25 protein-coding genes and 1 pseudogene are annotated in these 22,861 nt (G+C 61.5%); 13 read left to right on the top strand and 13 right to left on the bottom strand.

Annotated elements, in window-relative coordinates; translation table 11 throughout:
• Positions 1-137: 137 nt before the first annotated feature.
• The 4 genes and pseudogenes from ACI2KK_RS18185 to ACI2KK_RS18170 all read right to left on the bottom strand — a co-directional run bounded on the left by ACI2KK_RS18185 (position 138) and on the right by ACI2KK_RS18170 (position 3,365).
• Complete coding sequence (locus ACI2KK_RS18185; protein WP_404669959.1) at positions 138-857, bottom strand: type 1 glutamine amidotransferase; 720 nt, start codon at positions 855-857, stop codon at positions 138-140.
• A gap of 407 nt (positions 858-1,264) precedes the next feature.
• Positions 1,265-1,807 (bottom strand): hypothetical protein, encoded by a 543-nt coding sequence (locus ACI2KK_RS18180; RefSeq protein ID WP_404669958.1) that lies wholly within the window; start codon positions 1,805-1,807, stop codon positions 1,265-1,267.
• A gap of 362 nt (positions 1,808-2,169) precedes the next feature.
• Positions 2,170-2,286: pseudogene (locus tag ACI2KK_RS18175) on the bottom strand (DUF4113 domain-containing protein); the annotation flags it as partial.
• A gap of 191 nt (positions 2,287-2,477) precedes the next feature.
• Positions 2,478-3,365, bottom strand: coding sequence for a LysR family transcriptional regulator (locus tag ACI2KK_RS18170; protein ID WP_404669957.1), 888 nt, complete (start codon positions 3,363-3,365; stop codon positions 2,478-2,480).
• 122 nt (positions 3,366-3,487) lie between these two features.
• On the opposite strand from ACI2KK_RS18170, the gene ACI2KK_RS18165 reads away from it, so the two are divergent.
• Positions 3,488-4,336 (top strand): nitroreductase family protein, encoded by an 849-nt coding sequence (locus ACI2KK_RS18165; RefSeq protein ID WP_404669956.1) that lies wholly within the window; start codon positions 3,488-3,490, stop codon positions 4,334-4,336.
• Between the two features lie 277 nt (positions 4,337-4,613).
• Here the strand turns inward: ACI2KK_RS18165 and ACI2KK_RS18160 are convergent, their stop codons facing one another.
• From ACI2KK_RS18160 to ACI2KK_RS18150, 3 genes are all read right to left on the bottom strand, one after another.
• Positions 4,614-4,832: a hypothetical protein gene (locus ACI2KK_RS18160; protein ID WP_369990803.1), complete on the bottom strand. Its 219-nt coding sequence runs from the start codon at positions 4,830-4,832 to the stop codon at positions 4,614-4,616.
• 148 nt (positions 4,833-4,980) lie between these two features.
• The gene (locus ACI2KK_RS18155; protein ID WP_404669955.1) at positions 4,981-5,778 is read right to left on the bottom strand and encodes a substrate-binding domain-containing protein; all 798 of its coding nucleotides are present in this window, start codon (positions 5,776-5,778) and stop codon (positions 4,981-4,983) included.
• A 6-nt stretch (positions 5,779-5,784) separates the two neighbouring features.
• Positions 5,785-6,555, bottom strand: a complete 771-nt coding sequence (locus ACI2KK_RS18150; protein ID WP_404669954.1) for a type 1 glutamine amidotransferase domain-containing protein — start codon at positions 6,553-6,555, stop codon at positions 5,785-5,787.
• A gap of 166 nt (positions 6,556-6,721) precedes the next feature.
• Here ACI2KK_RS18150 and ACI2KK_RS18145 point away from each other — a divergent pair, with 166 nt between their 5' ends.
• The gene (locus ACI2KK_RS18145) at positions 6,722-7,630 is read left to right on the top strand and encodes a LysR family transcriptional regulator (RefSeq protein WP_404669953.1); all 909 of its coding nucleotides are present in this window, start codon (positions 6,722-6,724) and stop codon (positions 7,628-7,630) included.
• 31 nt (positions 7,631-7,661) lie between these two features.
• Here the strand turns inward: ACI2KK_RS18145 and ACI2KK_RS18140 are convergent, their stop codons facing one another.
• Entirely contained in the window at positions 7,662-8,582 is a 921-nt protein-coding gene (locus ACI2KK_RS18140; RefSeq protein WP_404669952.1) for a LysR family transcriptional regulator, read from the bottom strand.
• A gap of 140 nt (positions 8,583-8,722) precedes the next feature.
• On the opposite strand from ACI2KK_RS18140, the gene ACI2KK_RS18135 reads away from it, so the two are divergent.
• Positions 8,723-9,115, top strand: coding sequence for a Rid family hydrolase (locus ACI2KK_RS18135; RefSeq protein WP_404669951.1), 393 nt, complete (start codon positions 8,723-8,725; stop codon positions 9,113-9,115).
• A 224-nt stretch (positions 9,116-9,339) separates the two neighbouring features.
• On the opposite strand, the gene ACI2KK_RS18130 is transcribed toward ACI2KK_RS18135, so the two are convergent.
• Both ACI2KK_RS18130 and ACI2KK_RS18125 read right to left on the bottom strand, forming a co-directional pair.
• Entirely contained in the window at positions 9,340-10,518 is a 1,179-nt protein-coding gene (locus tag ACI2KK_RS18130) for an MFS transporter (RefSeq protein ID WP_404669950.1), read from the bottom strand.
• The gene (locus ACI2KK_RS18125; RefSeq protein WP_404669949.1) at positions 10,515-11,732 is read right to left on the bottom strand and encodes an MFS transporter; all 1,218 of its coding nucleotides are present in this window, start codon (positions 11,730-11,732) and stop codon (positions 10,515-10,517) included. Before ACI2KK_RS18125 ends, ACI2KK_RS18130 begins: the two co-directional genes overlap by 4 nt.
• A 134-nt stretch (positions 11,733-11,866) precedes the next feature.
• Between ACI2KK_RS18125 and ACI2KK_RS18120 the strand changes: the two genes are divergently transcribed.
• Entirely contained in the window at positions 11,867-12,448 is a 582-nt protein-coding gene (locus ACI2KK_RS18120) for a TetR/AcrR family transcriptional regulator (protein ID WP_404669948.1), read from the top strand.
• A gap of 84 nt (positions 12,449-12,532) precedes the next feature.
• Positions 12,533-13,114, top strand: coding sequence for a GNAT family N-acetyltransferase (locus ACI2KK_RS18115; protein WP_404669947.1), 582 nt, complete (start codon positions 12,533-12,535; stop codon positions 13,112-13,114).
• Positions 13,115-13,323: 209 nt separating this feature from the next.
• Here ACI2KK_RS18115 and ACI2KK_RS18110 read toward each other — a convergent pair whose 3' ends face one another.
• The gene (locus tag ACI2KK_RS18110; RefSeq protein WP_404669946.1) at positions 13,324-13,698 is read right to left on the bottom strand and encodes a helix-turn-helix domain-containing protein; all 375 of its coding nucleotides are present in this window, start codon (positions 13,696-13,698) and stop codon (positions 13,324-13,326) included.
• Positions 13,699-13,983: 285 nt separating this feature from the next.
• Between ACI2KK_RS18110 and ACI2KK_RS18105 the strand changes: the two genes are divergently transcribed.
• Positions 13,984-14,445 carry a RidA family protein gene (locus ACI2KK_RS18105; protein ID WP_404669945.1) on the top strand — a complete coding sequence of 154 codons (462 nt, stop codon included), beginning with the start codon at positions 13,984-13,986 and terminating at the stop codon, positions 14,443-14,445.
• 38 nt (positions 14,446-14,483) lie between these two features.
• Here ACI2KK_RS18105 and ACI2KK_RS18100 read toward each other — a convergent pair whose 3' ends face one another.
• Positions 14,484-15,458: a LysR family transcriptional regulator gene (locus ACI2KK_RS18100; protein ID WP_404669944.1), complete on the bottom strand. Its 975-nt coding sequence runs from the start codon at positions 15,456-15,458 to the stop codon at positions 14,484-14,486.
• 700 nt (positions 15,459-16,158) lie between these two features.
• Here ACI2KK_RS18100 and ACI2KK_RS18095 point away from each other — a divergent pair.
• From ACI2KK_RS18095 to yghU, 7 genes are all read left to right on the top strand, one after another.
• Positions 16,159-16,932: an SDR family NAD(P)-dependent oxidoreductase gene (locus ACI2KK_RS18095; RefSeq protein ID WP_404669943.1), complete on the top strand. Its 774-nt coding sequence runs from the start codon at positions 16,159-16,161 to the stop codon at positions 16,930-16,932.
• 73 nt (positions 16,933-17,005) lie between these two features.
• A complete protein-coding gene (locus ACI2KK_RS18090; protein WP_404669995.1) occupies positions 17,006-17,347 on the top strand; it encodes a carboxymuconolactone decarboxylase family protein in 342 nt (113 codons plus the stop codon).
• A gap of 73 nt (positions 17,348-17,420) precedes the next feature.
• Positions 17,421-18,089, top strand: a complete 669-nt coding sequence (locus ACI2KK_RS18085; RefSeq protein WP_404669942.1) for a cupin domain-containing protein — start codon at positions 17,421-17,423, stop codon at positions 18,087-18,089.
• Positions 18,089-19,234, top strand: coding sequence for a flavin monoamine oxidase family protein (locus ACI2KK_RS18080; RefSeq protein ID WP_404669941.1), 1,146 nt, complete (start codon positions 18,089-18,091; stop codon positions 19,232-19,234). Before ACI2KK_RS18085 ends, ACI2KK_RS18080 begins: the two co-directional genes overlap by 1 nt.
• Positions 19,235-19,273: 39 nt before the next feature.
• A complete protein-coding gene (locus ACI2KK_RS18075; RefSeq protein ID WP_404669940.1) occupies positions 19,274-20,350 on the top strand; it encodes an alcohol dehydrogenase in 1,077 nt (358 codons plus the stop codon).
• A 189-nt stretch (positions 20,351-20,539) separates the two neighbouring features.
• Positions 20,540-21,004: a hypothetical protein gene (locus ACI2KK_RS18070; protein ID WP_404669939.1), complete on the top strand. Its 465-nt coding sequence runs from the start codon at positions 20,540-20,542 to the stop codon at positions 21,002-21,004.
• 306 nt (positions 21,005-21,310) lie between these two features.
• The gene (gene yghU / locus ACI2KK_RS18065; protein ID WP_404669938.1) at positions 21,311-22,177 is read left to right on the top strand and encodes a glutathione-dependent disulfide-bond oxidoreductase; all 867 of its coding nucleotides are present in this window, start codon (positions 21,311-21,313) and stop codon (positions 22,175-22,177) included.
• Here yghU and ACI2KK_RS18060 read toward each other — a convergent pair.
• Positions 22,166-22,618 (bottom strand): GNAT family N-acetyltransferase, encoded by a 453-nt coding sequence (locus ACI2KK_RS18060; RefSeq protein ID WP_404669937.1) that lies wholly within the window; start codon positions 22,616-22,618, stop codon positions 22,166-22,168. The genes yghU and ACI2KK_RS18060 overlap by 12 nt on opposite strands.
• Between the last annotated feature and the right edge of the window lie 243 nt (positions 22,619-22,861).

Raw genomic sequence — 22,861 nt, 5'->3', positions numbered from 1 at the left:
CCATTGCGGCCATTGAACAGGGCGCAGCCGCCCAAGCGAGTACTATCTGTGGGGCGGGTTGCCCCGCAAACACGGGCATAGACCGTGCCAGGCAGATCCGTTTCCAGGGCCGACGTCTTCGCAGGGCAAGTCGGATCTTACGTTGCCTGGTACTCGGCGATCAGCTTGTCGAGGAAAGTAAACAGTTTTTGGTTCATCTCTTCCCAGTCATTGGCACGCAGCGCGGCTGGCTGCTGTACGAAGCGACGGTCGGTCAGAGTGAGCAGATCAGCTTCCGAAGCGGCGATCAGAAGCTCGACAACCTGGCTGGTGAATTCCATGTGGCATTGGAAGCCGTACACCAGCTTGCTGTACTCGACGATTTGCCGAGGGCAGCCTTCGCTCTGCGCGAGGATTTTTGCGTCAGCGGTGAGGCCTGGCATGTCGTTGTGCCAATGGCCGACTTCGAGGACATCGCCAAAGTGAGCGACCTTGCTGTTGGCTTTGCCTTCTGCCGTAAGGTTGATCGGGTACTTTCCGATTTCCTTTTCCGGGCTATGACCAAACTTCGCCCCCAGCGCTTCACCGATGAGCTGCGAACCCAGGCAAATACCGACTACCGCTTTCTTTGCAGCGATGGCTTGGCCAATCAGGCGGCACTCAGCGACGGCATCGAAGTGCGGGCACTGTTCAACGGTGGTGGCGGGGTCTTGTGGCCCACCCAGCACGACCAGCAGATCAATGTCGTCCGCACTCTCTGGCAACGTCTCATTGACGTAGACGCGTGAATAGCTGGCATCGTAGCCGCGCGCTTGCACCCAGGTTTCATACGCTCCAGGGGCTTCAAACGATTCGTGAACGATGAAATGAACTTTCATGGGAGGGCTCTCGACAAGGGTTGCAGGGTGGAAGAAGTGTTTGCGTCCGCCGCAAGGACACAAAGTAATCATAATGACACTATGTGTCATTATCAAGCTTCGTGCTTACCACCGGCTGCTCTGGGTCGAAAGCCGGCAGTCGCGAGTGACCGCAATCGACCCAAAGCCGACGTTGCGTCTTGCAGCGGACTTTGTGGGAGCGGGTTCACCCGCGAACACCGGCAAAGCCGGTGCCATCCACCGCAGCGCCCGCTTCGCGGCGGTTCGACGCCTCGATGAAACCGCTCCCACAGAGTACGCGTCGCGCTGTAGTTCAGCGTCTGCAATGGGTCGAAAGCGGCCATCTCTGATCGACCCATTTCGGTCCAACTTGAGTGTCACTCTGCCAGGTCATCTCCCAGAGCATCTCAACCACCACCAAACACAGAGCATGGGACAAAATCGTTTCGCGCTTGGGTGATGGCGTAAAAGCGCTCAACCTCGTTGTGCTGATACCCGGAAAACCGGGCGCTTTCCAAGTAGCGAACACGAGTCAGTGGTTCCAGGCTGCGATCTGCGGGGACAATGCTTAACAGTTCAATATGCTTGAGCGCAGGTAGCTCGGCTAACGGTTCGAGAGCGTCGATCACGGTACGTTTGCGTGACGCATCCCAGCTTGGCGCCGTCGCCAGTGACAAGCACCTCAACTCCTCAAGCCCGGCCAACGCCGAAAGGCTTCGCAGCTTTGGCATATGCAATATCCTCAAATACTCCAGCCGCGCCAAGCCTCCTAGAAATTCGATGGAATCATCTGGAAGCGTGGCGATTACCAAGGTTCGCAAGTTTTCGCATGCTTCAATTGCTTTCAAACTTTTGTACTTGCAATGCCACACCCGTAAAGCCGTTACCTGATCAGGGGGCACCGAAATCTCAAACTGCCTAGCCTGATCTCTCATGAAATCTATTCGCATGAATTCCCTGTCGTAGTCTTGCGGATTGAAAAAGCGTCTGCCTTCTCCAACCAGTCATTTCAATCACCGTCATCGCCGGCGCAGTGCCATGTGCTTGATAGCAGGCATTACAGCAGGCCAAGCATTAAGATTTATTAACTTTAAGGGCCGCACCATCCGCGGCCCATGCAGCCTCATCCTCGAGCAACGCCCAAAGTCGAGCAGATTCAGCGAACTCAAGTATGTCGGAAGCTGATCATCATCGATCACCTTGCGGCGATGCGCGGCAATGGCGAGCTCTGCTAGCACGGCTGCTCGCCCGTCCGGGCCCCCCGACCAGCGCCGACTGGTCGTTGAGTTAGGCGACCCAGCCCCAGGTAGGCTCAACATTTGACTGTCCACAGCTGATTGATCCTCGTCGTGTACGACTCAATCATCATCTCCCGCCTCATGCCCCTGTCCGGCGTCGCCGGCACTCTGGCACTGCGTATCGTCCCCCTCATGCAGACTCGGCATGAGGGGCTATCTTCCGTTGCCAGGCAGGCTTCTGTTGCTTGTAAGTTCAGTTGGACACGCTCTTGCCAACGAAATGAATCAAGAACACTCATCCACCACAGGCAGCTATCGACCCATAGCGGACGCTCATTCCCCCTCGCTAGCTGGCGGCGCGCGCCTTCATCAATCGCGCCGGTTATTCGGCTAGCCGCTCGACAATCCAGTCCACGAATACACGGACACGTGCATTCAACTGCTTGTTTGATGGGTAAATCACTGAAATGGGTATCGTTGCGCAGGTGTGTTTTTCAAGGATGGGTACGAGTACACCGGACTCAAACAGCCGGGCTGCCACAGATGCGAACGTCTGTCCTATTCCCGTTCCACTCATGATCATATTGATATGGCTGGCACTGTCATTCGTGGCAACGTCGAATCGGGATATGAGGTGCTCTCCACCTCGCTTGCGAAATCGCAACGGCCAGACCTCACCGTTCGATGCGCTGAAATAGCCCACGATCTGGTGACGCTCCAGATCAGCCGGGGTTAACGGCGTACCGTGGTGCATCAAGTAGTCGGGGCTTGCACAGGTGACCAGCCTGTCGGTGAAAAGCCTCTTCGCAACCAACGAAGAATCCGCTAACTGCCCAGCCCGTATTACGCAGTCAACGCCTTCCTCAATCAGATTGACAGGACGGTCACTGACTCCCAGAGCTACCTGGATGTGGGGATGCCGCGCTCTGAACTCCTTGAGCACCGGTATCAAAAGCAACTGTGCCAGTGAAGAGTGGAGGTCAATGCGTAGTCTGCCACGTGAGGCGGCGCCCATGTCTCTTAGCTCAGCCTCGGCCTCGTCCAGCCGCGCAACCAGCTGCGTGACCTTGCGGTAATACTCACTGCCCTCAGTGGTGAGCGCAATCGTCCGAGTCGTTCTCTGAAGAAGCTTGGTACCTAGGTGCTCTTCGAGTTCCTGTAATGCCTTGCTGACAGATGAGCGAGGCATGCCCAGGTGAGCAGCCGCTCTGGTAAACGACCGGGTCTCAACTATCCGTTGAAAGGTGCGAATTGCTGTCAAATGATCCATCCAGCGATTTTAGCCAGACGTCATCCATTGTCCACGGCTGTGGATTGTGTAGTCGATTTTTGATGGCTTATTTTTGTCCCTGGCAACGTTAGTCTTTGGTCAACTTTTCCAGGAGACCTCAGATGACTGACCTTACGAGTGCGCACGCCCACCTCCTTCAACAGCGATATGGCAGCCAGGTAAAGCCTGAGAAAGTCATCATGACGCCAGTGGTCGAAGCGATGCTTCGCCACAAGTCTGTCCGGACATTCCTGGCGGATGCGCTTCCTGAAGGGGCTATTGAGACGATGGTCGCTGCTGCACAATCGGCTTCCACTTCTTCGGCTCTAAATCAATGGAGCCTGGTCGCTGTCACGGATGTGGCCTTGAAGAAAGAGATTCACGACACCGTCGCACGTGAAGTAAAAGTTGATCGTCTTCCATGGATTCTGGAAGCTCCCGCACTCCTGCTCTGGGTAGCAGATACGTCTCGTTCGGTAGCGATTACCCGCGACCAAGGTGGCGATCCATTCGTCCTGGATTACCTGGACTCGTTTCTGATGGCATCTGTGGACGCGACTTTGGCAGCTCAAAATGCTTCTCTTGCCGCTGAGTCGATAGGCTTGGGAATCGTATATTTGGGCGTGATGCGAAATATTGCCAAGGAACTGGCCAACATCATCAACCTCCCCGAGCATGCTTTCGTCACCTTCGGTATGGCTCTGGGACATCCAGACCCAAGCCGCACGAGTGCCATTCGCCCTCGGCCAGCTCAGCCGGTGGTGCTGCACTACAACCGCTACAACCAGGAAGGCTACCGAGACTATGTTCAAGGCTATGAACAAGCCTGCCAGGAGTTCCGCAGCCAACAAAAAATGTCACCCAAAACCTGGAGAGCTGCCCTGCACAATTCCATGACAAGCATGGAGTACATGGGCGGGCGTAAAGATTTGCGTGAGATGGTAACGGAGAAGGGGTTCAAGCTGCTTTAGGAATGCGCACGCGACCACTACTGGCCGATTACGGCCCTTCGTCAGGGGCTGCTACGGGTCGATAGTAGCCCTTTAAAGTCGGCACCTTCCGACCCAAAGCTGTCTTTGTGGGAGCGGGTTCACCCGCGAACACGGGCAAAGCCCGTGCCATCCTCCGCGTTGCCTGCTTCGAGGTGGTCCGGCACTCCGGTAAACCCGCTCCCACAGGGATCGCGCCGGCTAAAAATGAGCCAGAGCAGTATCCTCACAATGGCCGCTAAGGGGCGATTGCTGCCACTCAGTGGAGGTGGAAAAGCCTTGAAATCAAGCCTGAAGCTCTCTCACCGTCGGCCTCGTATAGACCGTGCAATCGGGCCTGATCGGCGAGCTTGTGGAGGTTGAAGTGGTTGTAGAACGCTTGGCCCAGTCGCTGACGTGCGAAACTTCCTTGGCGCCATAGCCGGAAGAAGTCCTCGTAAGCGGCGCGTTCGATCTGCAACAAGCAAGAAGTTTCCATCTAAGATTCCCGTACTACAGAGGTCCAAACGTCAGTCATGTCCCTGAGCCAACATCAGTCCGCTATGGGTCGAAAACAGACGTTCACGACAGGCCGCTCAGGCGCGCCCTTGGCGGCCCCAACGCAAACACCTTCAAAGAGATGTGCCCTAAGGCGAAGAAATCGGCTCAAACCCCGAATCTTTCAATGCCTGCGCCGTCTGCAGGCTTCGCAGGTAGCTGATCAAAGCCTGTGCACCTTGAGCCTGCTGCGCATTACTGGTGACGGCTGCGGCAATCACGTTCACCCGCTGGACGGCATCAGGTAACGGGCCAACCACCTGTATACCTGGCACTGCAAGCAGTTCGCTCATCTGTTGCAGCGCCACATCTGCCTGTGCGCTCAACAACGCCTGGCCTGCCAGGCCCGGTGCATCGATGACCCGGCTTTTGGGCTTTACCTGTTCGGCGATACCCAGCCGCGGTAACAGCGCCGAGGCGACATATTGCCCGCTTACGCCGCTGGAGAATGCGATGGCCCTGGCGCCCAGCAAGGTGCGCCGCAGCCCCGCCACGTCGCTGATATCGGGCCGGGGCACGCCGCGTTGTACGGCAAGGCCGATACGTGAAGTGGCAATGTCCCTGACCGTGTCCGCCCGCAGATAACCGCCCGCAAGCTGCTCATCGAGGGCCTCGCGAAGCATGAGCACGACATCTGCCTTTTCTCCCCGCGACAGCCGCATGGGCAACGCATCTGGCGCGCTTGCATAGGAGGCGCCCCAGCTGAGCACAAGCCGGTCACCGCTCGCCGACTCGAACGCGGGGCGCACGTTTTCGAGCAGGGGCTTGAGCGCCGTCGAGGCCAGGACATGCAGGTCGGCCGCACTGGCGGTGGGTAGCATGCCCGGCATAGCGCAGGTGCATAACATGGCCATCTGGCCGAAAAAATGCCGGGTGCTTTGCTTCATGTGCGCTCACCCGGCCTTGTTTTGCAGGGCATTGACCAGGGCCCGGCCAAGCGCGGTCGCAGAGGCAGGGTTCTGGCCTGTGATCAGACGCCCATCCACCACCACTCGGCTTTCGAAGATCGGCGCTTCTTCGAACGTGGCGCCGGCCTTTTTCAGCGCGCCTTCCAGCTCGAACGGAACGATGCTGTCGTAGTGCCGGGCGATCTCTTCCTCGGCGGTAAAACCCGTCAGCCGGCGCCCAGCAACAAGAGGGCGCCCATTGCTGAGCTTCACATCCAGAAGCCCTGCCGGGCCGTGGCAGACCGCACTGACAATGCCTGCCTGCTCGTAGATTCGGCGCACGATATTGCTGAGCTCAGGGTTATTGACGAAGTCCCACATGGGGCCATGGCCACCCACCAGCAACACTGCGCCGTACAGGGACGGGTCGACGTTGGAGAGTTTGATGGTGTTGCCAAGCTTGTTGCGGTGCTGCGGGTTGGTCCAGAAGTTCAGGCTGGCTTGATCCTTCAGGTCGAAACCGTCGAACGGCGCCAAACCGCCCTGCGGGCTGGCAAGGTCGAAATCGATACCGCTTTGATCGAAAACTTCCACCGGGTGGGTGAGCTCCGGAAACCAGAACCCACCCACCTGATTTTCGGTTTTCTTGTCCAGGCTCGACACCACGATCAGCACTTTTTCGCGTTTGGCGTTCTGTTCGGCGAGCGCTGCAGGCGCGCCTGCCACGAGGGCGAAAACGGCAACGGCGAGCCCGATGATTTGCTTGGCAGCAGACATGTCACTTCCTTGGGTTGATAAAGACGGGGCCAACTCTAGGCGCCCGGCCCAGCAGGAGTAACTGGCCGCAAGCGAATGCACTATTTGGAAAAACAGCTTAATCGGGCAGGATTGGCTTGAAATAAATGGCGATAATCTGTCGCTCCAACCCTTCAAGAAGCCGCCCATGAGCATGAACCACGCCCAAAGCTTTGATGGCCTGCCCGAGTTCCTGGCCGTGGCCAGGCGCTTGAGCGTAACCAAAGCTGCGCTCGACCTCGATCGTTCGGCAGGCTCGGTGAGCCAGGCCTTGCAACGGCTGGAGCTGCGCCTGGGCACACCGTTGTTTCACCGCACGACGCGCAAGGTGTCGTTGACCGAGGCAGGGCAGGCGCTGCTGGAGAAGGTCGGCCCGGCGGCCCTGGCCATCGCCGCCGGCCTTGAAGATGCAGCGCAATCGGCGCAGGCGCCATCCGGTACGCTGCGCTTGATCGTCGAGCGCCTGGCACTACCGCATGTCATCGAGCCTGTGTTGCCGACGTTTCGCCTGGCCTGGCCGAACATCAACGTGGAGATTACCGTCAGCAACCGTCACGAGAATTTCGTTTCTGAAGGGTATGACGCCGGCATTTCGATTGGCTCATACATCGCCCAGGACATGATTGCCGTGCGGCTTTGCAAGCCTTACCAGTGGGCGGTGTTTGGCTCGCCGGCTTACTTCAAGGCGCATGGCAGGCCCCAGGTGACCGGCGACCTGACACGGCATGAGTGCATCCGTTTTCGCAGGCCCGAGAAGGGTGATGTCTACCGTTGGGAATTCATGGAGAACGGCTCGACGGTGCGCATCGACCCGCTGGGGGCCGTTACGGTCAACGACGGCGAGCTGATGCGCAGCCTGGCGGTAAAAGGGGTAGGGCTGATCTACTCATCCACCTTCCATACCTCGCGCGAACTGGCGGCCGGAACACTTGAGCCGGTGTTGCTCGATTGTTCGCCAGGCAGTGACGGGTTGTTCTTGTACTTCTCGAAAGCGGCCAGGAACCAACCGAAGCTCAGGGCGTTCATCGATCTATGCCATCGGCTGCTGGCGCCGTGACGCGGTTGGCGCAAGCACAGCTGCCTGCTGCTCAATGCCCTGTCGACACCGGCGCATGCTCGGCCATCAATTCGATGATCCAGTCGATAAACACCCGCACCTTGGCGCTGACATGGCGGTTGGGCGGGAATGCCAGGTACATCGGCATCGGCGGCATGTGCCAGCCTTCGAACTGCGCCACCAGCTCGCCGCTGTCCAGGTGGGGTTTGGCCATGTACTGCGGCAGCCACAGCAGGCCAAGGCCGGCCAGGCCGGCGGCAAGGTAGGCGTTGCCGTCGTCGACAGTCAGTTGCGGGTGGCCTTGGGCCTCTACGCGCTCCTGGCCCCGCTGCATCGTGTAAGGCAGGGTTTTGCCAGTACGAAACCACAGAAACCCCACGGTCTTGTGCCGCCCTTCTTCCAGTTCGCGAGGATGCTCCGGTGTACCGAAGTGCTGCAGATAGCCGGGCGCGGCATACATGCCGAGTTGCAGGTCGCCCACATGCCTGGCCACCAGGGATTGGTCGCTGATCTCGCCGCCACGCACCACGCAGTCGACGTTTTCGCCAACGATGTCGACGATGCGATCGCTCACCCCCAGGGTCAGCTGGATTTCCGGATAGCGCGCAAAAAAACCCGGCAAGGCGGGTATCAGCAGCATGCGCGCCAGGGGGCTGGGCACATCCACCCGCAGCCGCCCGCGCGGCGCCAGCGAGGCGCTGGATACGCTGGTCTCGGCATCGTCCATGTCGGCCAGCAGGCGGACCACGCGTTCGTAGTAGGCCGCGCCGTCGGCAGTCACGTTGACCTTGCGCGTGGTGCGGTTGAGCAGGCGCACCCGCAGCCGCGCTTCCAGTTGCTGGACCAGCTGGGTCACGGTGGTCTTGCTCATGTGCAAGGTGGCTGCCGCCTTGGTGAAGCTGCCGGTTTCCACCACCCGGGCAAACGCCTGCATTGCATCGAAACGGTCCATTGCACGCCTCATTCGCGTCGGGATTGTTTGGATTATACAAACAGTCATGGCCAGGGCTGCCGGTTTATCCGGGGCGCTAGCCTTTTTAAAGTGGCCTTACCCAAGACACCGGGCCGTGATGGCCCAGCACGAGGTAAGCCATGCCCAGCAAACGTGATGTTGTTTTCCCGCCTGACCGCCATGCGTTGTACGAGCTGCACCGCTACTCGCCGGCGATTCGCTCCAACGGCTTTTTGTTCGTTTCCGGCCAGGTCGGCAGCCGCAAGGATGGCTCGGCCGAACCGGACCTGGCGGCGCAGGTACGCAAGGCCTTCGCCAACCTCAACGCGATCCTGGCCGCGGCCGGCAGCAGTTTCGAGGATGTGGTGGATACCACCATCTTCATGGTCGACCCCGACGCCAAGTTCGAGACCATCTGGGAGGTGGCGGCCGAGTATTGGGGCGAGGCGCCTTACCCGACGGTGACGGCCATTGGTGTGACCTGGTTGTCGGGCTTCGATTTCGAGATCAAGGTGATTGCGAAATTGCCGTGACAGGGCCCTGCTGATTCTGCCTGGTGGCTGCCGATCACCAGCCGGGATTTCCGGGGGCATGTCGAATTTGCACTGCCTGGCCCGGCCTCATCGCCGGCAAGCCGGCTCCTACAGGGTTGCGCGGTCCCCTGTAGGAGCCGGCTTGCCGGCGATGAGGCCAGTGCAGGCAGTACAAGACAGTTGTTACCAGAGAAAGGGTGACTGCCATTGCAAACCGGTCAAGGTCATTGCTTGCGCCAGAGCCCCCACGAAATCCCCAGCGCACAGCACGCAAAGCCTGCGAGCAGCCACAGGTTGGCGGCCAGCCCGCTGCCATCCAGCGCCAGCCCACCAACCCAGGCGCCCAGGGCAATGGCGATGTTGAACGCCCCCACATACCACGCCGCGGCAACCTCGACGGCCTCGGGGGCGGCTTTCATCATCAGGGTCATCAGGGCAACCGATACACCGCCGTAGGCCAGCCCCCACAGCAGCAGGCTGGCAGCGCCGCCCGGCGCCCAGTTGCCGAGGCTCAGGTACAGCACGGCGGTCAGCAGCAGCCCTGCGGCAATCGCCATCAAGGTTGCTGTCGGGTTGTTGGCGGCGCGGGGGCCGGCCAGAAAATTACCGGCAATGCCGGCCGCGCCGTAGGCAAACAGCGCGGCGCCAATCCACTGCGCATCCAGGCCGGCGACGCTCTGCAGCAGTGGCCGGGCAAAGGTGAAGGCGGCGAAGTGCCCGGTGACCAGCAGCAGCGTCAACAACAGCCCGGCCTGAAGCGTTCGGTTGCCCAGCATTTCGACGAACTGGCGCGCCGTCACCGAGGTGCTGGCCGGTAACGCCGGTATAACAGCCAGGTGCAGCAGCAGCACCCCACCACTGAGCAGGGCCATGAGGGCGAATGCCCAACGCCAGCCGAACAGGTCACCGACCAGCGCACCGAGCGGCACGCCCAGCACCGAGGCCGCCGCCACGCCGCCAAAGATCACGGCGGTGGCCAGGCCCACGGCATGGCCCGGCACCAGGCGGGCTGCCAGGCCCCCGGCTATCGCCCAGATACCGCCCATGCACAGGCCGACCAGGGTGCGCGCTGCGAGCATCCAACCCAGGGTCGGTGCCAGGGCCGAGGCGGTGTTGGCGAGCAACAGCAACGCCAGCAAGCCACAGAGGATCTTGCGCCTGTCCACCCTGCCCGAGGCGATCACCACCAGGGTGGCGAACACGGCGGCCAGCAGCGCCGGCAGTGAAATCATCAGGCCGGCGCTTGCGGCCGATACCTGCAAGGCCGTGGCAATCGGGGTCAGCAGGCCGACCGGCAGCATCTCGGTGGTCACCACGGCAAAGGTCGCAAGGCCAACGGCGATGACCGCAAGCCAAGGGTTGGGTGCAGCTGTTGCGGTATCAGCGTTTGAATAGCAGGTCATGATTCAGCTCCTTGCAAGGGTGAAGTGAGGCCGTGGCTGTGCAGGCTTCTGCTGGCGGTCAACCCCACCAGCAGCACGACCATCCCGGCCGCGAGTGCCAGGGCAAACCCGCCCCGGGGCCCGGCATGGTCGACCAGTTGCCCGGCCAGTGCTGCACCCAGTGCCACGCCGATGTTCAGCCCGGCGAGCAGCCAGGTCATGCCCTCGGTCAGTTGTTGTTCCGGGACCAGGCGCTCGACCAGGGTCATGGCGATGATCAGGGTGGGGGCGAAGCACAGCCCCGCAACCAGCACGGCCGCTGTCAGGCCGGGGATGCTGGCCACCGCCATCAGCGGCAGTGTGCTTGCCGCAGTCGCCAGGCTGGCCACCCACAGTTGGCGGGGCTGGGCAGCGCCTGGCTGCAGTACGCCGAACAGCAGCCCGGCTACGCAGGAGCCCAGGGCATAGGCCGACAGCACCGCGCTGGCTGCGGCCGGGCGATCGAGCTGTTCGGCGAAGGCCACGCTGACCATGTCCAATGTGCCGACGATCACCCCCATGCTCATGGTCAGCAACGTCAGCCGCCGCACACCCGGCAAGCGGATCACCGAGCCGGGGTTGGCGGCGCTGCCTTGCCGGGCGAGCACGGCCGGTTCGGTGCTGCGCTGGGTGAGCAGTGCAAGCACACCCAGCGCCAGCAGCAGTGCTGCTGCCAACAGCGCCGCCTGGGGCAACACCCCGACCGACAGCCCGACCGCCAGCGGCGGCCCGAGGATGAACGTCACCTCGTCGAAGACCGTCTCCAGCGAATGCGCCGTTTGCAGCAGTGGCTGGCCACGGTACAGCGCCGTCCAGCGCGCCCGAACCATGGCCGACAGGCTGGGCATGCAGCCGGCGAGCAGGGCGCCGATGAACAGGCAGCCAAGCGGTGCGCCCCAGTACGTGCTGGCCGCCAGTATCAGCAAGCCGCTGGCGCTGATGACCGTTGCCAAAGGCAGCACACGGCGTTGCCCCTTCAGGTCGACCAGCCGCGACAACTGTGGCGAGAGCAGCGCGTAGGTCAGTACGAAAGTCGCGGCGACCATGCCGGCCAGGGCATAGCTGCCATACGCCTGCGACAGCAGGGTGATGATGCCGATGCCGGTCATCGGCAGGGGCAGCCGGGCCAGCAGGCCCGCAAGGGTGAAGGCTTTGCTGCCAGGTGCCTGGAACAGCGTTCGGTAAGCAGTGGCCATCTCGATCTCCTGAAAACGCGCTTGCAGCCGCATGGCGCTGAGAGGGAAAATACATACGTCGCGTATGAATAAAGCGTATATACATACGCGGCGTATGTAAATCATCATTCAGGTTGTCTGTAAGGAGAGGGCAAATGGCTCGCCGCACCCGTGCCGAGATGGAAGAAACCCGCGCCGCGCTGCTGGCCACTGCGCGCAAGGTATTCAGCGAAAGCGGCTATGCAGAGGCGTCGATGGATGACCTGACGGCCCAGGCAGGCCTGACCCGAGGCGCGCTGTATCATCACTTCGGTGACAAGAAGGGCTTGCTGGCAGCGGTGGTCGAACAGATCGACGCAGAGATGGACGCGCGCCTGCAGGCCATCTCCGATACCGCCGAAAATGCCTGGGAAGGCTTCTGCAACCGCTGCCAGGCCTACCTGCAAATGGCCCTCGAACCCGAGATCCAGCGCCTGGTGCTGCGCGATGCCAGGGCCGTGCTCGGCGGCGCTTCGCCAGAGGCGCAGCGCCATTGCGTGGCGTCGATGCAGCGCCTGATCGACCAGCTTATCGCCCAGGGAGTAGTGGCGCCGGCCGACTCCGAGGCCTTGGCATCGCTGATCTACGGCAGTTTGTCTGAAGCGGCGTTCTGGATCGCCGAGGGTGAAGAAGGGGCGGCCCGGTTGCAGCGCGGGATGGATGCGTTGCAGTTGCTCTTGCGTGGGTTGCTGGTCTGATAAGCCCAAGCGTTGCCGTGGTGGCTCGACACCCGCCCGTCAATCGCAGACTATCGCAACGCAAGGATGCTCAGGAGCGACGCCATGGATTGCCTGCCCACACTGTTCACCGACCGCCTCATGCTGACCCCGCTGCAACTGGACGATGCACCGGCCATCCAGGCCCTGTTCCCGCAATGGGACGTGGTGCGCTACCTCGACCGCCGCGTGCCCTGGCCGTACCCGGACGACGGCGCGTTGGTCTATGTGCGCGATATGGCCTTGCCGGCGATGGCAGCGGGCCGTGAATGGCACTGGATGATCCGCCTGCGCGATGAGGGCGAACGCATCATCGGCAGCATCAGTTTGTATGACCAACCCGGTAACAACCGGGGCTTCTGGCTGGCACCGCAGTGGTGGGGCAGGGGGTACATGCGCGAGGCCTGTAGGGTGATCAACGGGTATTGGTTCGAGACCTTGGCGCGGCCTGTCATGGCAGTGCCCAAGGCCGTTGCCAACCACGCTTCGCGCAAGGTGTCCGAGTATGAGGGCATGCGCAGGGTGGGGGGGCGGGACGGGCAGTTTGTCTCGGGGGCGATGCAGGTCGAAACCTGGGAAATGACCCGCAGTGAGTGGCTCGGCAGGCCCGGCCTTCCCAAGGACGCCGCTGCAGGTTGGCGTCCTTAGGCTTTGTACGAAAAGTGCCTGCGCGACGATCATGCTGCGTTGAAAACAGGCTGGTGCGCCAGCCCGGTCGGAATGCTCATTTGCAACCAGCAAAGTCGAGCGCGACTCCGACCGTTCCTCGCCTGTTTTCGCCTTGCCTGATCGCCGCTCGGCGACTTTTCGTACAAACCCTAGCGCCTGTCCTCTGCCCCCTTACCGCCGCCACACTGTCAGGCAACCTGCTGCTGCCACCGCTGCGGTGCGACCCCTTCGGCCCTGCGAAATGTCCGGCAAAAATGCGCCTGGTCACTGAAGCCGCATTCGAAGGCGATGTCCACCAGCAACATCCGCGACGCTTTCAACAACGCCTTGCTTTTCAGCAGGCGCTGCTCGCGCAGCCACTGTTGAGGCGCCATGCTGGTGCTTTGCTTGAACATCCGCGAAAAGTGGCTGCGCGACAAGGCACAGGCCTGGGCAAGCTCGGTGACCGAAATACCGGTGTCGAGCCGCGCCAGCATGAGTTTCTTGGCTGTCCTGACCTGCCAGGGCTTGAGCTGCCCTGGTGCCGCCATGGACAGGGGCGCCGGCATGCTGAAATCGTCCATCTCTTCATCCTTCCCGGGGCGGGTTATTAAGAGCCTCGGTCTTGGGGGTGCGCATGGTCGTTTCCTTTCCGCTGGATGATGGTCGCCCCGGTGTGCCCCGGGTGCATGCCTCAGCGCTCTCGCCGCTTGAGGTGGGGCACAAGATAGCCAAATGCCGCCTGCCTTGGTGGCGCACTTTTGCGTCTATGGTGGCCTGTTTTTGCGCCAGCTGTTCGGCCGTCAGGTTGCTAGCATCTGCCCACGCATCCGGGTCATCCCGACCCGTTCACAGGCAGGAGAACGCCCATGGCAGCTTCACAACCGATCAACCAACAAACCGCTTACTGGGGTGTCGCCTGGGAAGAGGCGTATGGCTACCCGCAGGCACGGCGGGTCGGCAACGAAATCCATGTGTCCGGCCAGTTCAACCATGATGAGCAAGGCAACCTGATCGCGCCGGCGCCGCTGGGCGCGGATGGCAAGCCCAGTGATTTTTCGATGATCGGCGAGCAGATGCGGGCCGCTTACGCCAACATTGCCAAGCTGCTCGCCCTGTATGGCGCGACGCTGCAGGATGTGGTCGAAGAAACCCTGTATGTGCTGGACATGGATGCGGCGTTCGCGGTGGTGGGCGATGTGCGCAAGGCGGCCTACGGCACCCCGCGGCCGCAGTGTGCGAGCAACATCATTGGCGTGTCCCGGCTGGCTCAGCGCCCGCAGCTGGTCGAGATCGCGTGCAAGGCGGTGATCGGCGCCCGGCACCTCTGAGCGCTTGCCTGCCCGGGCAGGCGCTTTTTGTATGAAGCCTACGCAACCGGGGGTGGCATTTGCCCTTCGACCAGGGGCTTCCTGCTGGCCACCGCTGCGGCGCAAAAGGTCATGAACGCCTTGACCCGCCAGGACCTGCGGATGTCCTGGTGGGTCAGCAACCACAACTCATCCTGCAGCTCCGGCACCACAGGCCCCGCTCTGACCAGCCCCGGGGTGATGTCGCCGAGCATGCACGGCAGAAAGCCGAACCCTAGCCCCGCGGCGATGGCAACGCTGGCGGCGGCCACCGAATCGGTGCGGTAGGCGATGCGCTCAGGCGCCACCCGGCATTCGACATAGCTGTTGGCGCGCAAACCGCACAGCGCGGCGGAGTACGACACCCAGGCCTGGTCCTGTTCGAAAAGCGCCGCAGCGCCGAGCTGCCCGCTGCGGCAGTAGGGCGCCCAGGCGATGTTGGCCAGTTTGCGTCCGACCAGGCTTTCGGCCGGTTTGCGCGTGGCACGAATGGCGATATCCGACTCGTCGCGGGCCAGGCTCAGGGTTTGGTTGCCGACCAGCACCTCGATGTTGATGCCGGGGTTCAGCGCCTTGAACTCGGCAATGATGGGGGTGAGGAAGTACAGCAGCAGCGAGTCGCTGGTGGTAATGCGAAGTTTGCCGAGCGCGCCTTGGCCTGCGCGCGAAACGCGCCGGGTAACGCTGACGATATCCAGTTCCACCCGCTCGGCCAGGGCACGCAGTTCGGCGCCCTCGGCGGTGAGCAGGTAACCCGATTTGCGGTGATCGAACAGCGCGACGCCGAGGGTTTTTTCGAGCTGGGTGACCCGGCGCGAAACCGTCGAGACATTGATGCCGAGCTTCTTGGCTGCTGCGGCGCGGTTAGCGCAGTCACTCAGTGCCTTGATGATGCGCAGGTCGTCCCACGACAGCTGGCTGACGGCTTCGCCCGCGTCCCATTTCGTGGCAGCCGGGGCCGGACCAGGCTGTGTGTTTCCAGGTAAAGGTTGCAAAAAAATGGGTCCATGTGCGGATGGAGGATATGAAAAACGATGGGTGGGCCAAGGAGGTGTCAGGGCAAGGCTCAGCCGCACGGGGAACATGCCCGCTTCGACGGTTTCGTGCAAGCAGGGTGACTGGCGGCAATCGGCCCAAAGCGGCCAGTAAGTACTGTGCCCTCCTTGTAGGAGCGGGCTTGTCCCGCGAACACGGGCGTAGCCCGTGCCAGACGACGCCTTTTCATGGGCTGGCCAATTCGCGGGCAAGCCCGCTCCCACAGGGATTGGATGAGCTTCAGGTCAGTGCCGTACCTGTAGGAGCCGGCTTGCCGGCGATGAGGCCGGAACAGGCAGCACAAGACAGTTGCTGCCACAGAGACCGTGACGCATCTGCGAAAGCAGTTCTCTACGTGACAGCGCATCGATAAAGATTTTCTTTGTCTGGTAGACACTTAATCTCATTTGTTGACGGATCTGCAAGCGAGGAAGATTCGCTCCAAGGCCAAGACCTCCAGAGATAAACCACCTGGAGCCAGCGGGTGTTTTGGGGCTCAAAAGAGTTGGAAAGTTTTTCTTCCTTACCTAAGCCTCCATTCACCTGACGTTGAACTGGCCCAATGGCGGTGCGAATAGCCGGACGCAATCTCCGGCAACTCACCGACCTGATTTCCGTTATGCAGATACCTGCCATGGGCAGGTGCAAAGAGATCTTCCAATGAGCAACCAATTCAAGGGTAAAAAGCTGCTGGTAGTCGGTGGCACTAGTGGTATGGGGCTTGAAACTGCACGCCTGTTTCTCTACGAAGGCGGCAGCGCAGTAGTCGTTGGTAGCCGCCCGGAGAAAACCGAAGAGGCGCTCGAAGCACTCTCGGCCCTGGGTCGCGTAAGTGCCATTACTGCCGACCTGGCCAGTGACGAAGGCCTGGCCAAACTGATCAAGACGATCAGCGAGCAGCATGCGGATGTCGACATGCTGGTGAACGCTGCGGGTGTGTTCTTCCCCAAGCCCTTTCTGGAGCACCAGGATGCTGACTATGACCAGTACATGAAGCTGAACAAGGCGACCTTCTTCATCACCCAAAAGGTCGCTGCCAACCTGGTAGAGCAGAACCGTCCAGGCGCCATCGTGAACATCGGTTCGATGTGGGCCAGGCAAGCGATCGCGGCTACTCCGTCCTCTGCCTATTCCATGGCCAAAGCCGGCCTGCACTCGCTGACCCAGCACCTGGCGATGGAGCTTGCTTCGAAGAACATTCGCGTGAATGCCGTGTCTCCGGCAGTGGTGCAAACCCCGATCTACGAAGGCTTCATCCCCAAGGCAGAAGTACACAGCGCACTGCTGGGCTTCAACAGCTTCCACCCGATTGGCCGCGTTGGTACGCCGCAGGATGTTGCCGGTGTCGTCGCCTTTCTTCTCTCTGAACAAGCCAGCTGGGTTACCGGCGCCGTTTGGGATGTGGACGGCGGTGTCATGGCAGGGCGCAACTGAAACCGGGGCTACGGCCAAAGCAACTCCCACCCCATCACGCCTTACCTCAACCATGTCCTGGAGAAAAACCATGATGCAAGACTGGAATGCCTATCGCGACTCCCTGCTGGAGCGCGTGGGCGACTATGCCAAGCAGAGCCCTGACGTCATGCGTGGCCTAATGACCATCGACAATGCCGCCGTCAAAACTGGCCATCTCGACCCGAAGATTCATGAGTTGATCGCGTTGGCAGTAGCTGTCACCACCCGCTGCGATGGCTGCATATCCGTCCACACAAAAAAGGCTGTTGAGCACGGTGCTTCCCTTGAGGAAATTACCGAAGCACTGGGTGTGGCCATTGCGCTCAATGCCGGTGCCGCTCTGACATACTCGGCTCGGGTCGTCGAGGCCTACCAGCAACTGCCCGCCAGGTAATAATGCGTATCGAGGTTCGGTCGCCTTTTTCAGAGGTGGCCGACGTTCTCGTACCCCTGTTTGGATATTCCCTATGTTGATCAACGCCGACTTCAGCCGCACAGCCATCGTGGCGCCTCACGAGTACGAGTGGGTGTCTTCGCTCCAGGCAGGTGTCGAGCGCGTGATGCTGGACCGTATCGGCGCAGAAAAAGCGCGTGCCACCAGCATCGTCCGCTATGCGCCGAACTCCAGTTTCCCTGGCCACCTGCACCCTGGTGGGGAGGAGATCCTTGTGTTGGCGGGCACTTTCTCTGACGAGGGCGCGGACTACCCCGCAGGCTGGTACTTGCGCAACCCCCCAGGCTCCAGCCACCGGCCATCCAGCGACGAGGGCTGCACGATCTTCGTGAAGTTGCAGCAGATGGCGGACACCGAACAACACACTGTGCGTGTCGATACCCGAGACCCGTCCAATTGGCATCGGCAGGGTTCGCGTGAGGTTTGCCCATTGTTCGCTGACGATTCGGAGCAGGTCAGCCTCTATCGTCTCGAAGCGAATGAGCTGCTGTTCGGGCAGTTGCTGCAGGGTTTCGAGCTACTGGTACTGGAGGGCAGCGTAACGGCGGGCGGGCAGTCCTATGAGCCAGGTACCTGGATGCGACTGCCAACCGGGCAGCATCTGGATGTCATTGCCGGACAACAGGGCACCACCGTTTACCTTAAAACCGGCCACCTGGTTCAGCAGAAGGCAGAGGTGTGATGATGCAAACCACCCGCATTGTGATTGTCGGCGCGGGGTTGAGCGGGCTGTATGCGGCCTGTCTGCTGCAGCGACAGGGCATCGATGACTTCGTTGTACTGGAAGCTCGGGGTGACCTGGGTGGACGCATTGCCTCCATCAGCGGCATGGGCAAGACCCTCTCCCACACCTCGATGGACAGTTCCATCGATCACTTTGACCTCGGGCCTACCTGGTTCTGGCCTGGCTACCAGCAAGAGCTTGATCAGCTTGTCGACGCCTTGGGGCTTGAGCGTTTCGAGCAGTTCGACGCGGGCGACATGCTTGTGGAACGATCCTGCGAAGGCCCAGTTGTGCGTATGCGCGGCTACGTCAACTCGCCGCCCTCGATGCGCCTGGTAGGTGGTATGGGGATGCTGGTCGATGCCCTGCGTCGCAAAGTGAATCCGCAGCGAATCGCTACGAACCAGGTTGTACGCAGGCTTCGTAAGCATGACACCCATGTCGAAGTTCAAAGCCATGCTGCTAACGGTGTAATGACGAGCTGGCGTGCCGAACAAGTGCTGCTGGCATTACCGCCACGCCTGCTCGAAACCACCATCGACTTTGAGCCTGCCCTGCCAGCCGAACTTGCCCGGCAGTGGAGAACGACCGCGACGTGGATGGCACCCCACGCCAAGTACATCGCGATCTATGACACGCCGTTCTGGCGCGACCAGGGGCTTTGCGGCGAGGCCCGCAGCACATGCGGGCCGCTGGCTGAAATTCATGATGCCTCGATGCCTGGCGGTAGCTCGGCACTGTTCGGTTTCATCGGTATGCCGGCGAGCATACGCAGCCAGCACCCCAGCGAGGTGCTGCAAGCGCTTTGTCGTGAACAGCTCGCCCGAATGTTCGGCCGCGAAGCTGGGTCGCCGAGGGCCGACTTCATAAAGGACTGGGCCTATGACCCTTACACCGCCACCAGTGCCGATGTGAGTGCGAATTCCCAGCACGCAGTTGCGCCCTCCGCCAGCGCCTCTTCCGGGCCCTGGCAAGGATGCCTGACGGGTATCGGCAGTGAGTGGTCGCCACAGTTTCCTGGATACCTGGCCGGCGCTGTGGAGGCGGCCCGCCTGGGCGTTCAGGCGCTGAATGCTCTGGCCACTGCAGCACACAGAGCCTAGCGGGTTGTCTTTCCCGTTTACACACAAGGAGCGATGCCCATGACCGGCACCTACCGCGCCATGCAAGTCAGCCGTCCCGGCGTTCTCGAACTGGTGGAGCGCGAATTACCTGCTCCCGGTGTTGGGCAGGTATTGATCGAGGTCGAAGCCTGCGGCATTTGTGGCGCTGATACCGGTGATATCGAAGGGGCTGACCCGACGTTGCAGCCACCACGCGTGCCCGGTCATGAGGTGGTTGGCCGAATTACCGCGCTGGGCGAGCAGGTTCCCTCGATCTGGCGAGTCGGCCAACGGGTGGGTATCGGGCGCCTGGGCGGGCACTGCAATGCGTGCGCGCAATGCCGGCAGGGGCATTTCCAGCTCTGCCAGAACCAGCCCTTCGTCGGAGCCTCCTGTGATGGCGGCTATGCCGAAATGATGATTGCCCGTGCCTCAGGGCTTGTGTCGATCCCAGATGAGTTGAACGCGGAAGAAGCCGCGCCAATTCTCTGCGCGGGTATTGCCACGTTCAACGCATTGAAAAAGTCTGGAGCACAGGCCGGCGATACCGTTGCCATTCTCGGTATCGGTGGTCTGGGTCACATGGCCCTGCAGTACGCACGTCGTATGGGCTTTCGCGTGGTTGCCGTTGGCCGGGGTAGCGATATAGCGCAGGACGCGATGGATCTCGGGGCGCATGTCTACATCGACGCCAACCAAGAGGATGTGGCCGGGACGCTGAAGAACCTGGGCGGCGCACATGCCATCGTCACCACCATCGGTGTCCCGGCAGCCGTATCTGCGCTCATGCTGGGCCTGGCACCGCAAGGCCGCCTGGTGCTGCTGGGGGCCAGCAAGGATCCGCTGCCAGTATCCACTGGCCATCTGGTCGTCGGTGAGCGCAGCGTACTGGGCTCGATCACGGGGACGCCTTACGAGAACGAGAGAACGCTGGATTTCAGTGTGCTGGCTGGCGTGCGGCCAAGAATCGAGGTGATGCCCTTCGAACAGGCCAATGACGCCTATCAGAGGATGAAGTCAGGTGACGTCAAGTTCCGCATGGTCTTGACCGTTGACCGGCAGGCCCGTGGGGTATCCACCTTGAATACTGGTGGTCTGCAAGTGAAGGACGTATAGCACTCATGAACGCCCAGGCGCTGGCAGGTGCCGGTGTGCTCTACAGTTCCATGTACACTTCGTGCCACGACATACCGCCAGGGCCGGAAGGTGAAGGCTTCACGTGGCAATAGCCAAAGTGCTTGTACCGGCCGACGTGTCGCTCTACCGTTCCCCTGTTCTGCATGATTGGTTCAAGGATTTTTCCATATGCTTCATTCCATACAAGCGTGCCGCTACCAGGCAAAATTCTCTCGAAGTGCTTGCGCCTGGCTGATGGTCGATGGCATCGGTGTGGAGCAGTGGGTCGCCCAACACCTGGATTTCGAGCAGGCAACAATGCTTGGGCTATCGCTGATCTGGCTACTCGATGAGGAGGAGCAAGCGCTGGCCAAGCGCCGGTTTGCTCCAGGTGAAGACGGCACCTCTACACTCGTACCACTGTTGGTCTGCGCGGACGACATGGACCTGGGCTGCACAGTACTCATGGTTGAACAGGTCGTTGCGCACGGCGTCGTGACTTGGGCCCGTTTTGGGCTGAGTGTTTCAGGCGGACTTGAGGTAGGAGCGCAAACGAGCTGGATGAAGGGGGGCCTGCCTGTATCGTTTGCCATCGCAGATTTTCAGCAGGCACTGCAGGACTTCGAAGCGATTCTTGTCACTGCGCCTACCTGATCAGTTTGCATGGCCCGATGCTGGCCCTGGCAATTGCCGTTCAACTCAAGATCGCCGGGGCTGCCTCGCGCCCCTTTCGCGACACGAGGGCCACGCAGGTAGTGCGCTTGATCCGGGCTTCGCGCGCCCTGTAGGAGCCGGCAAGCCGGCTCCTACAGGGCGCGCGCTAGATTCTAGAAATTGAACAAGACAGTTGCGCCGCCGTTGCACCACGCGGAACAGTCAATTGCTCCGCACACTGTCACTGCTGCGCCAGCACCTGGGTAAGGTATTCAGCCAACAGCCCCCGCCCCCCAGGAGCGCACCATGACCGATTCCACCCGGCACAACCTGCCAGCCGGCTACCTCCCGCCCAAGGTCTGGGCGCCCCAGGCCAGCCACGGCGGTACGTTCGCCAGCATCAACAGCCCGCAGTCCGGTGCGCGCTACCAGCACGCGTTGCCGGTGGGCAAGCACCCGTTGCAGCTGTACTCCCAGGGCACGCCCAACGGGCAGAAGGTGACCATCCTGCTCGAGGAGCTATTGGCGGCCGGGCACAGTGGCGCCGAGTATGACGCCTGGCTGGTGGACATCTTCAAGGGCGAGCAGTTTGCCAGCGGCTTTGTCGACATCAACCCCAATTCGAAAATCCCGGCGCTGGTGGATCACAGCACCACGCCGGCCACGCGGGTGTTCGAAAGCGGCTCGATACTGGTGTACCTGGCCGAACGCTTCGGCGCCTTCCTGCCCCAGGAGGGGCAGGCGCGGGCCGAGACCTTCAACTGGTTGATGTGGCAGATGGGCTCGGCGCCGTTCGTGGGCGGCGGCCTGGGGCATTTCTATGCCTACGCGCCGATCAAGATCCAGTACGCCATCGACCGCTATGCCATGGAGACCAAGCGCCAGTTGCACGTGCTGGACACGCACCTGGCGCGCAACGAGTACCTTGCCGGCGGCCAGTACAGCATCGCCGACATGGCCGTGTGGCCGTGGTATCCCGGCAGCCTGATGGGCGTGTACGGCGCCGACGAGTTTCTGCAGGTGGAGCAGTACAGCCACCTGCTGCGCTGGTACCACGCCATCGCTGCGCGCCCGGCGGTGGCCCGGGGCAGGGTGGTCAACCGCACTTCGGGGGCGCCGGGTGAGGGTTTGCGCGAGCGTCATGACGCGGCGGATTTCGCCTCACTGAGCTGAGCCGCGGTGCTTTTCGAAGCGTACATCCCGGTCGTCTACTGCGCCGCTCGCCAGCCAGCCGTGGCGGCGATAGAAGCCGTTGGCGCGGGTCGCCTCATCGCCGTCGGTAGTCAGGTGGATCAACGCGTGGTGCTGGAACAGTGCCTGCTCCGCCTGCTGCAGCAGCAAGCGGCCGATGCCCCGGGCTTCGAAGTTCGGGCGTATGAACAGGGCGAACAGCTCCCCTTCGTCGAGGTCCACCATGGCGAAGCCGACGGCCTGCCGGTCGGCTTCGGCGACCCAGGCACAGGGGGCGGCGTTGATGGCGTCGGCCAAGGCCAGGGCGGTAATGCCCAGCGCGTGCAGTTGCTCACGGGTGAGGTGGTTCTGCTGCACGCTGGTGCGGATGTCGAACAGCAGTTCGATGTCGTCAGTAGTGGCAGGGCGCAGGGTGATGGCCATGGGGGAGTTCCTTGTTGTTGGGTGGTGGGCCTTCCAGGCCCGCAGCAGAGCGTAGCTAAAGCTTGTTCGAGCAGGCTCCTACAGGATTGCGCCAAGCCTGAGCCCTGCGCTGCGCCTGTAGGAGCCGGCTTGCCGGCGATAGGGCAGGGCCTGCAAACCGAGGCCTTGTGTCGGGGCTATCGGCCTCATCGCCGGTAAGCTGGCTCCTACAGGATTGCGCCGAACCTGAACCCAGAGCTGTAT

Source organism: Pseudomonas sp. NPDC089406 (assembly GCF_044900265.1).
Lineage (GTDB): Bacteria > Pseudomonadota > Gammaproteobacteria > Pseudomonadales > Pseudomonadaceae > Aquipseudomonas > Aquipseudomonas fakonensis.
The sequence above is the reverse complement of the archived record's forward strand: the minus strand, read 5'-3'. Positions and strand labels throughout refer to the sequence as shown.

Coding starts and splice junctions, on each gene's coding strand:
- ACI2KK_RS18130 (WP_404669950.1), bottom strand. CDS start 10,518: ATGACCTGCTATTCAAACGCTGATACCGCAACAGCTGCACCCAACCCT.
- ACI2KK_RS18150 (WP_404669954.1), bottom strand. CDS start 6,555: ATGTCTGCTGCCAAGCAAATCATCGGGCTCGCCGTTGCCGTTTTCGCC.
- ACI2KK_RS18120 (WP_404669948.1), top strand. CDS start 11,867: ATGGCTCGCCGCACCCGTGCCGAGATGGAAGAAACCCGCGCCGCGCTG.
- ACI2KK_RS18155 (WP_404669955.1), bottom strand. CDS start 5,778: ATGAAGCAAAGCACCCGGCATTTTTTCGGCCAGATGGCCATGTTATGC.
- ACI2KK_RS18115 (WP_404669947.1), top strand. CDS start 12,533: ATGGATTGCCTGCCCACACTGTTCACCGACCGCCTCATGCTGACCCCG.
- ACI2KK_RS18060 (WP_404669937.1), bottom strand. CDS start 22,618: ATGGCCATCACCCTGCGCCCTGCCACTACTGACGACATCGAACTGCTG.
- ACI2KK_RS18095 (WP_404669943.1), top strand. CDS start 16,159: ATGAGCAACCAATTCAAGGGTAAAAAGCTGCTGGTAGTCGGTGGCACT.
- yghU (WP_404669938.1), top strand. CDS start 21,311: ATGACCGATTCCACCCGGCACAACCTGCCAGCCGGCTACCTCCCGCCC.
- ACI2KK_RS18180 (WP_404669958.1), bottom strand. CDS start 1,807: ATGCGAATAGATTTCATGAGAGATCAGGCTAGGCAGTTTGAGATTTCG.
- ACI2KK_RS18160 (WP_369990803.1), bottom strand. CDS start 4,832: ATGGAAACTTCTTGCTTGTTGCAGATCGAACGCGCCGCTTACGAGGAC.
- ACI2KK_RS18125 (WP_404669949.1), bottom strand. CDS start 11,732: ATGGCCACTGCTTACCGAACGCTGTTCCAGGCACCTGGCAGCAAAGCC.
- ACI2KK_RS18165 (WP_404669956.1), top strand. CDS start 3,488: ATGACTGACCTTACGAGTGCGCACGCCCACCTCCTTCAACAGCGATAT.
- ACI2KK_RS18085 (WP_404669942.1), top strand. CDS start 17,421: ATGTTGATCAACGCCGACTTCAGCCGCACAGCCATCGTGGCGCCTCAC.
- ACI2KK_RS18070 (WP_404669939.1), top strand. CDS start 20,540: ATGCTTCATTCCATACAAGCGTGCCGCTACCAGGCAAAATTCTCTCGA.
- ACI2KK_RS18145 (WP_404669953.1), top strand. CDS start 6,722: ATGAGCATGAACCACGCCCAAAGCTTTGATGGCCTGCCCGAGTTCCTG.
- ACI2KK_RS18080 (WP_404669941.1), top strand. CDS start 18,089: ATGATGCAAACCACCCGCATTGTGATTGTCGGCGCGGGGTTGAGCGGG.
- ACI2KK_RS18185 (WP_404669959.1), bottom strand. CDS start 857: ATGAAAGTTCATTTCATCGTTCACGAATCGTTTGAAGCCCCTGGAGCG.
- ACI2KK_RS18110 (WP_404669946.1), bottom strand. CDS start 13,698: ATGGACGATTTCAGCATGCCGGCGCCCCTGTCCATGGCGGCACCAGGG.
- ACI2KK_RS18135 (WP_404669951.1), top strand. CDS start 8,723: ATGCCCAGCAAACGTGATGTTGTTTTCCCGCCTGACCGCCATGCGTTG.
- ACI2KK_RS18170 (WP_404669957.1), bottom strand. CDS start 3,365: ATGGATCATTTGACAGCAATTCGCACCTTTCAACGGATAGTTGAGACC.
- ACI2KK_RS18090 (WP_404669995.1), top strand. CDS start 17,006: ATGCAAGACTGGAATGCCTATCGCGACTCCCTGCTGGAGCGCGTGGGC.
- ACI2KK_RS18075 (WP_404669940.1), top strand. CDS start 19,274: ATGACCGGCACCTACCGCGCCATGCAAGTCAGCCGTCCCGGCGTTCTC.
- ACI2KK_RS18140 (WP_404669952.1), bottom strand. CDS start 8,582: ATGGACCGTTTCGATGCAATGCAGGCGTTTGCCCGGGTGGTGGAAACC.
- ACI2KK_RS18105 (WP_404669945.1), top strand. CDS start 13,984: ATGGCAGCTTCACAACCGATCAACCAACAAACCGCTTACTGGGGTGTC.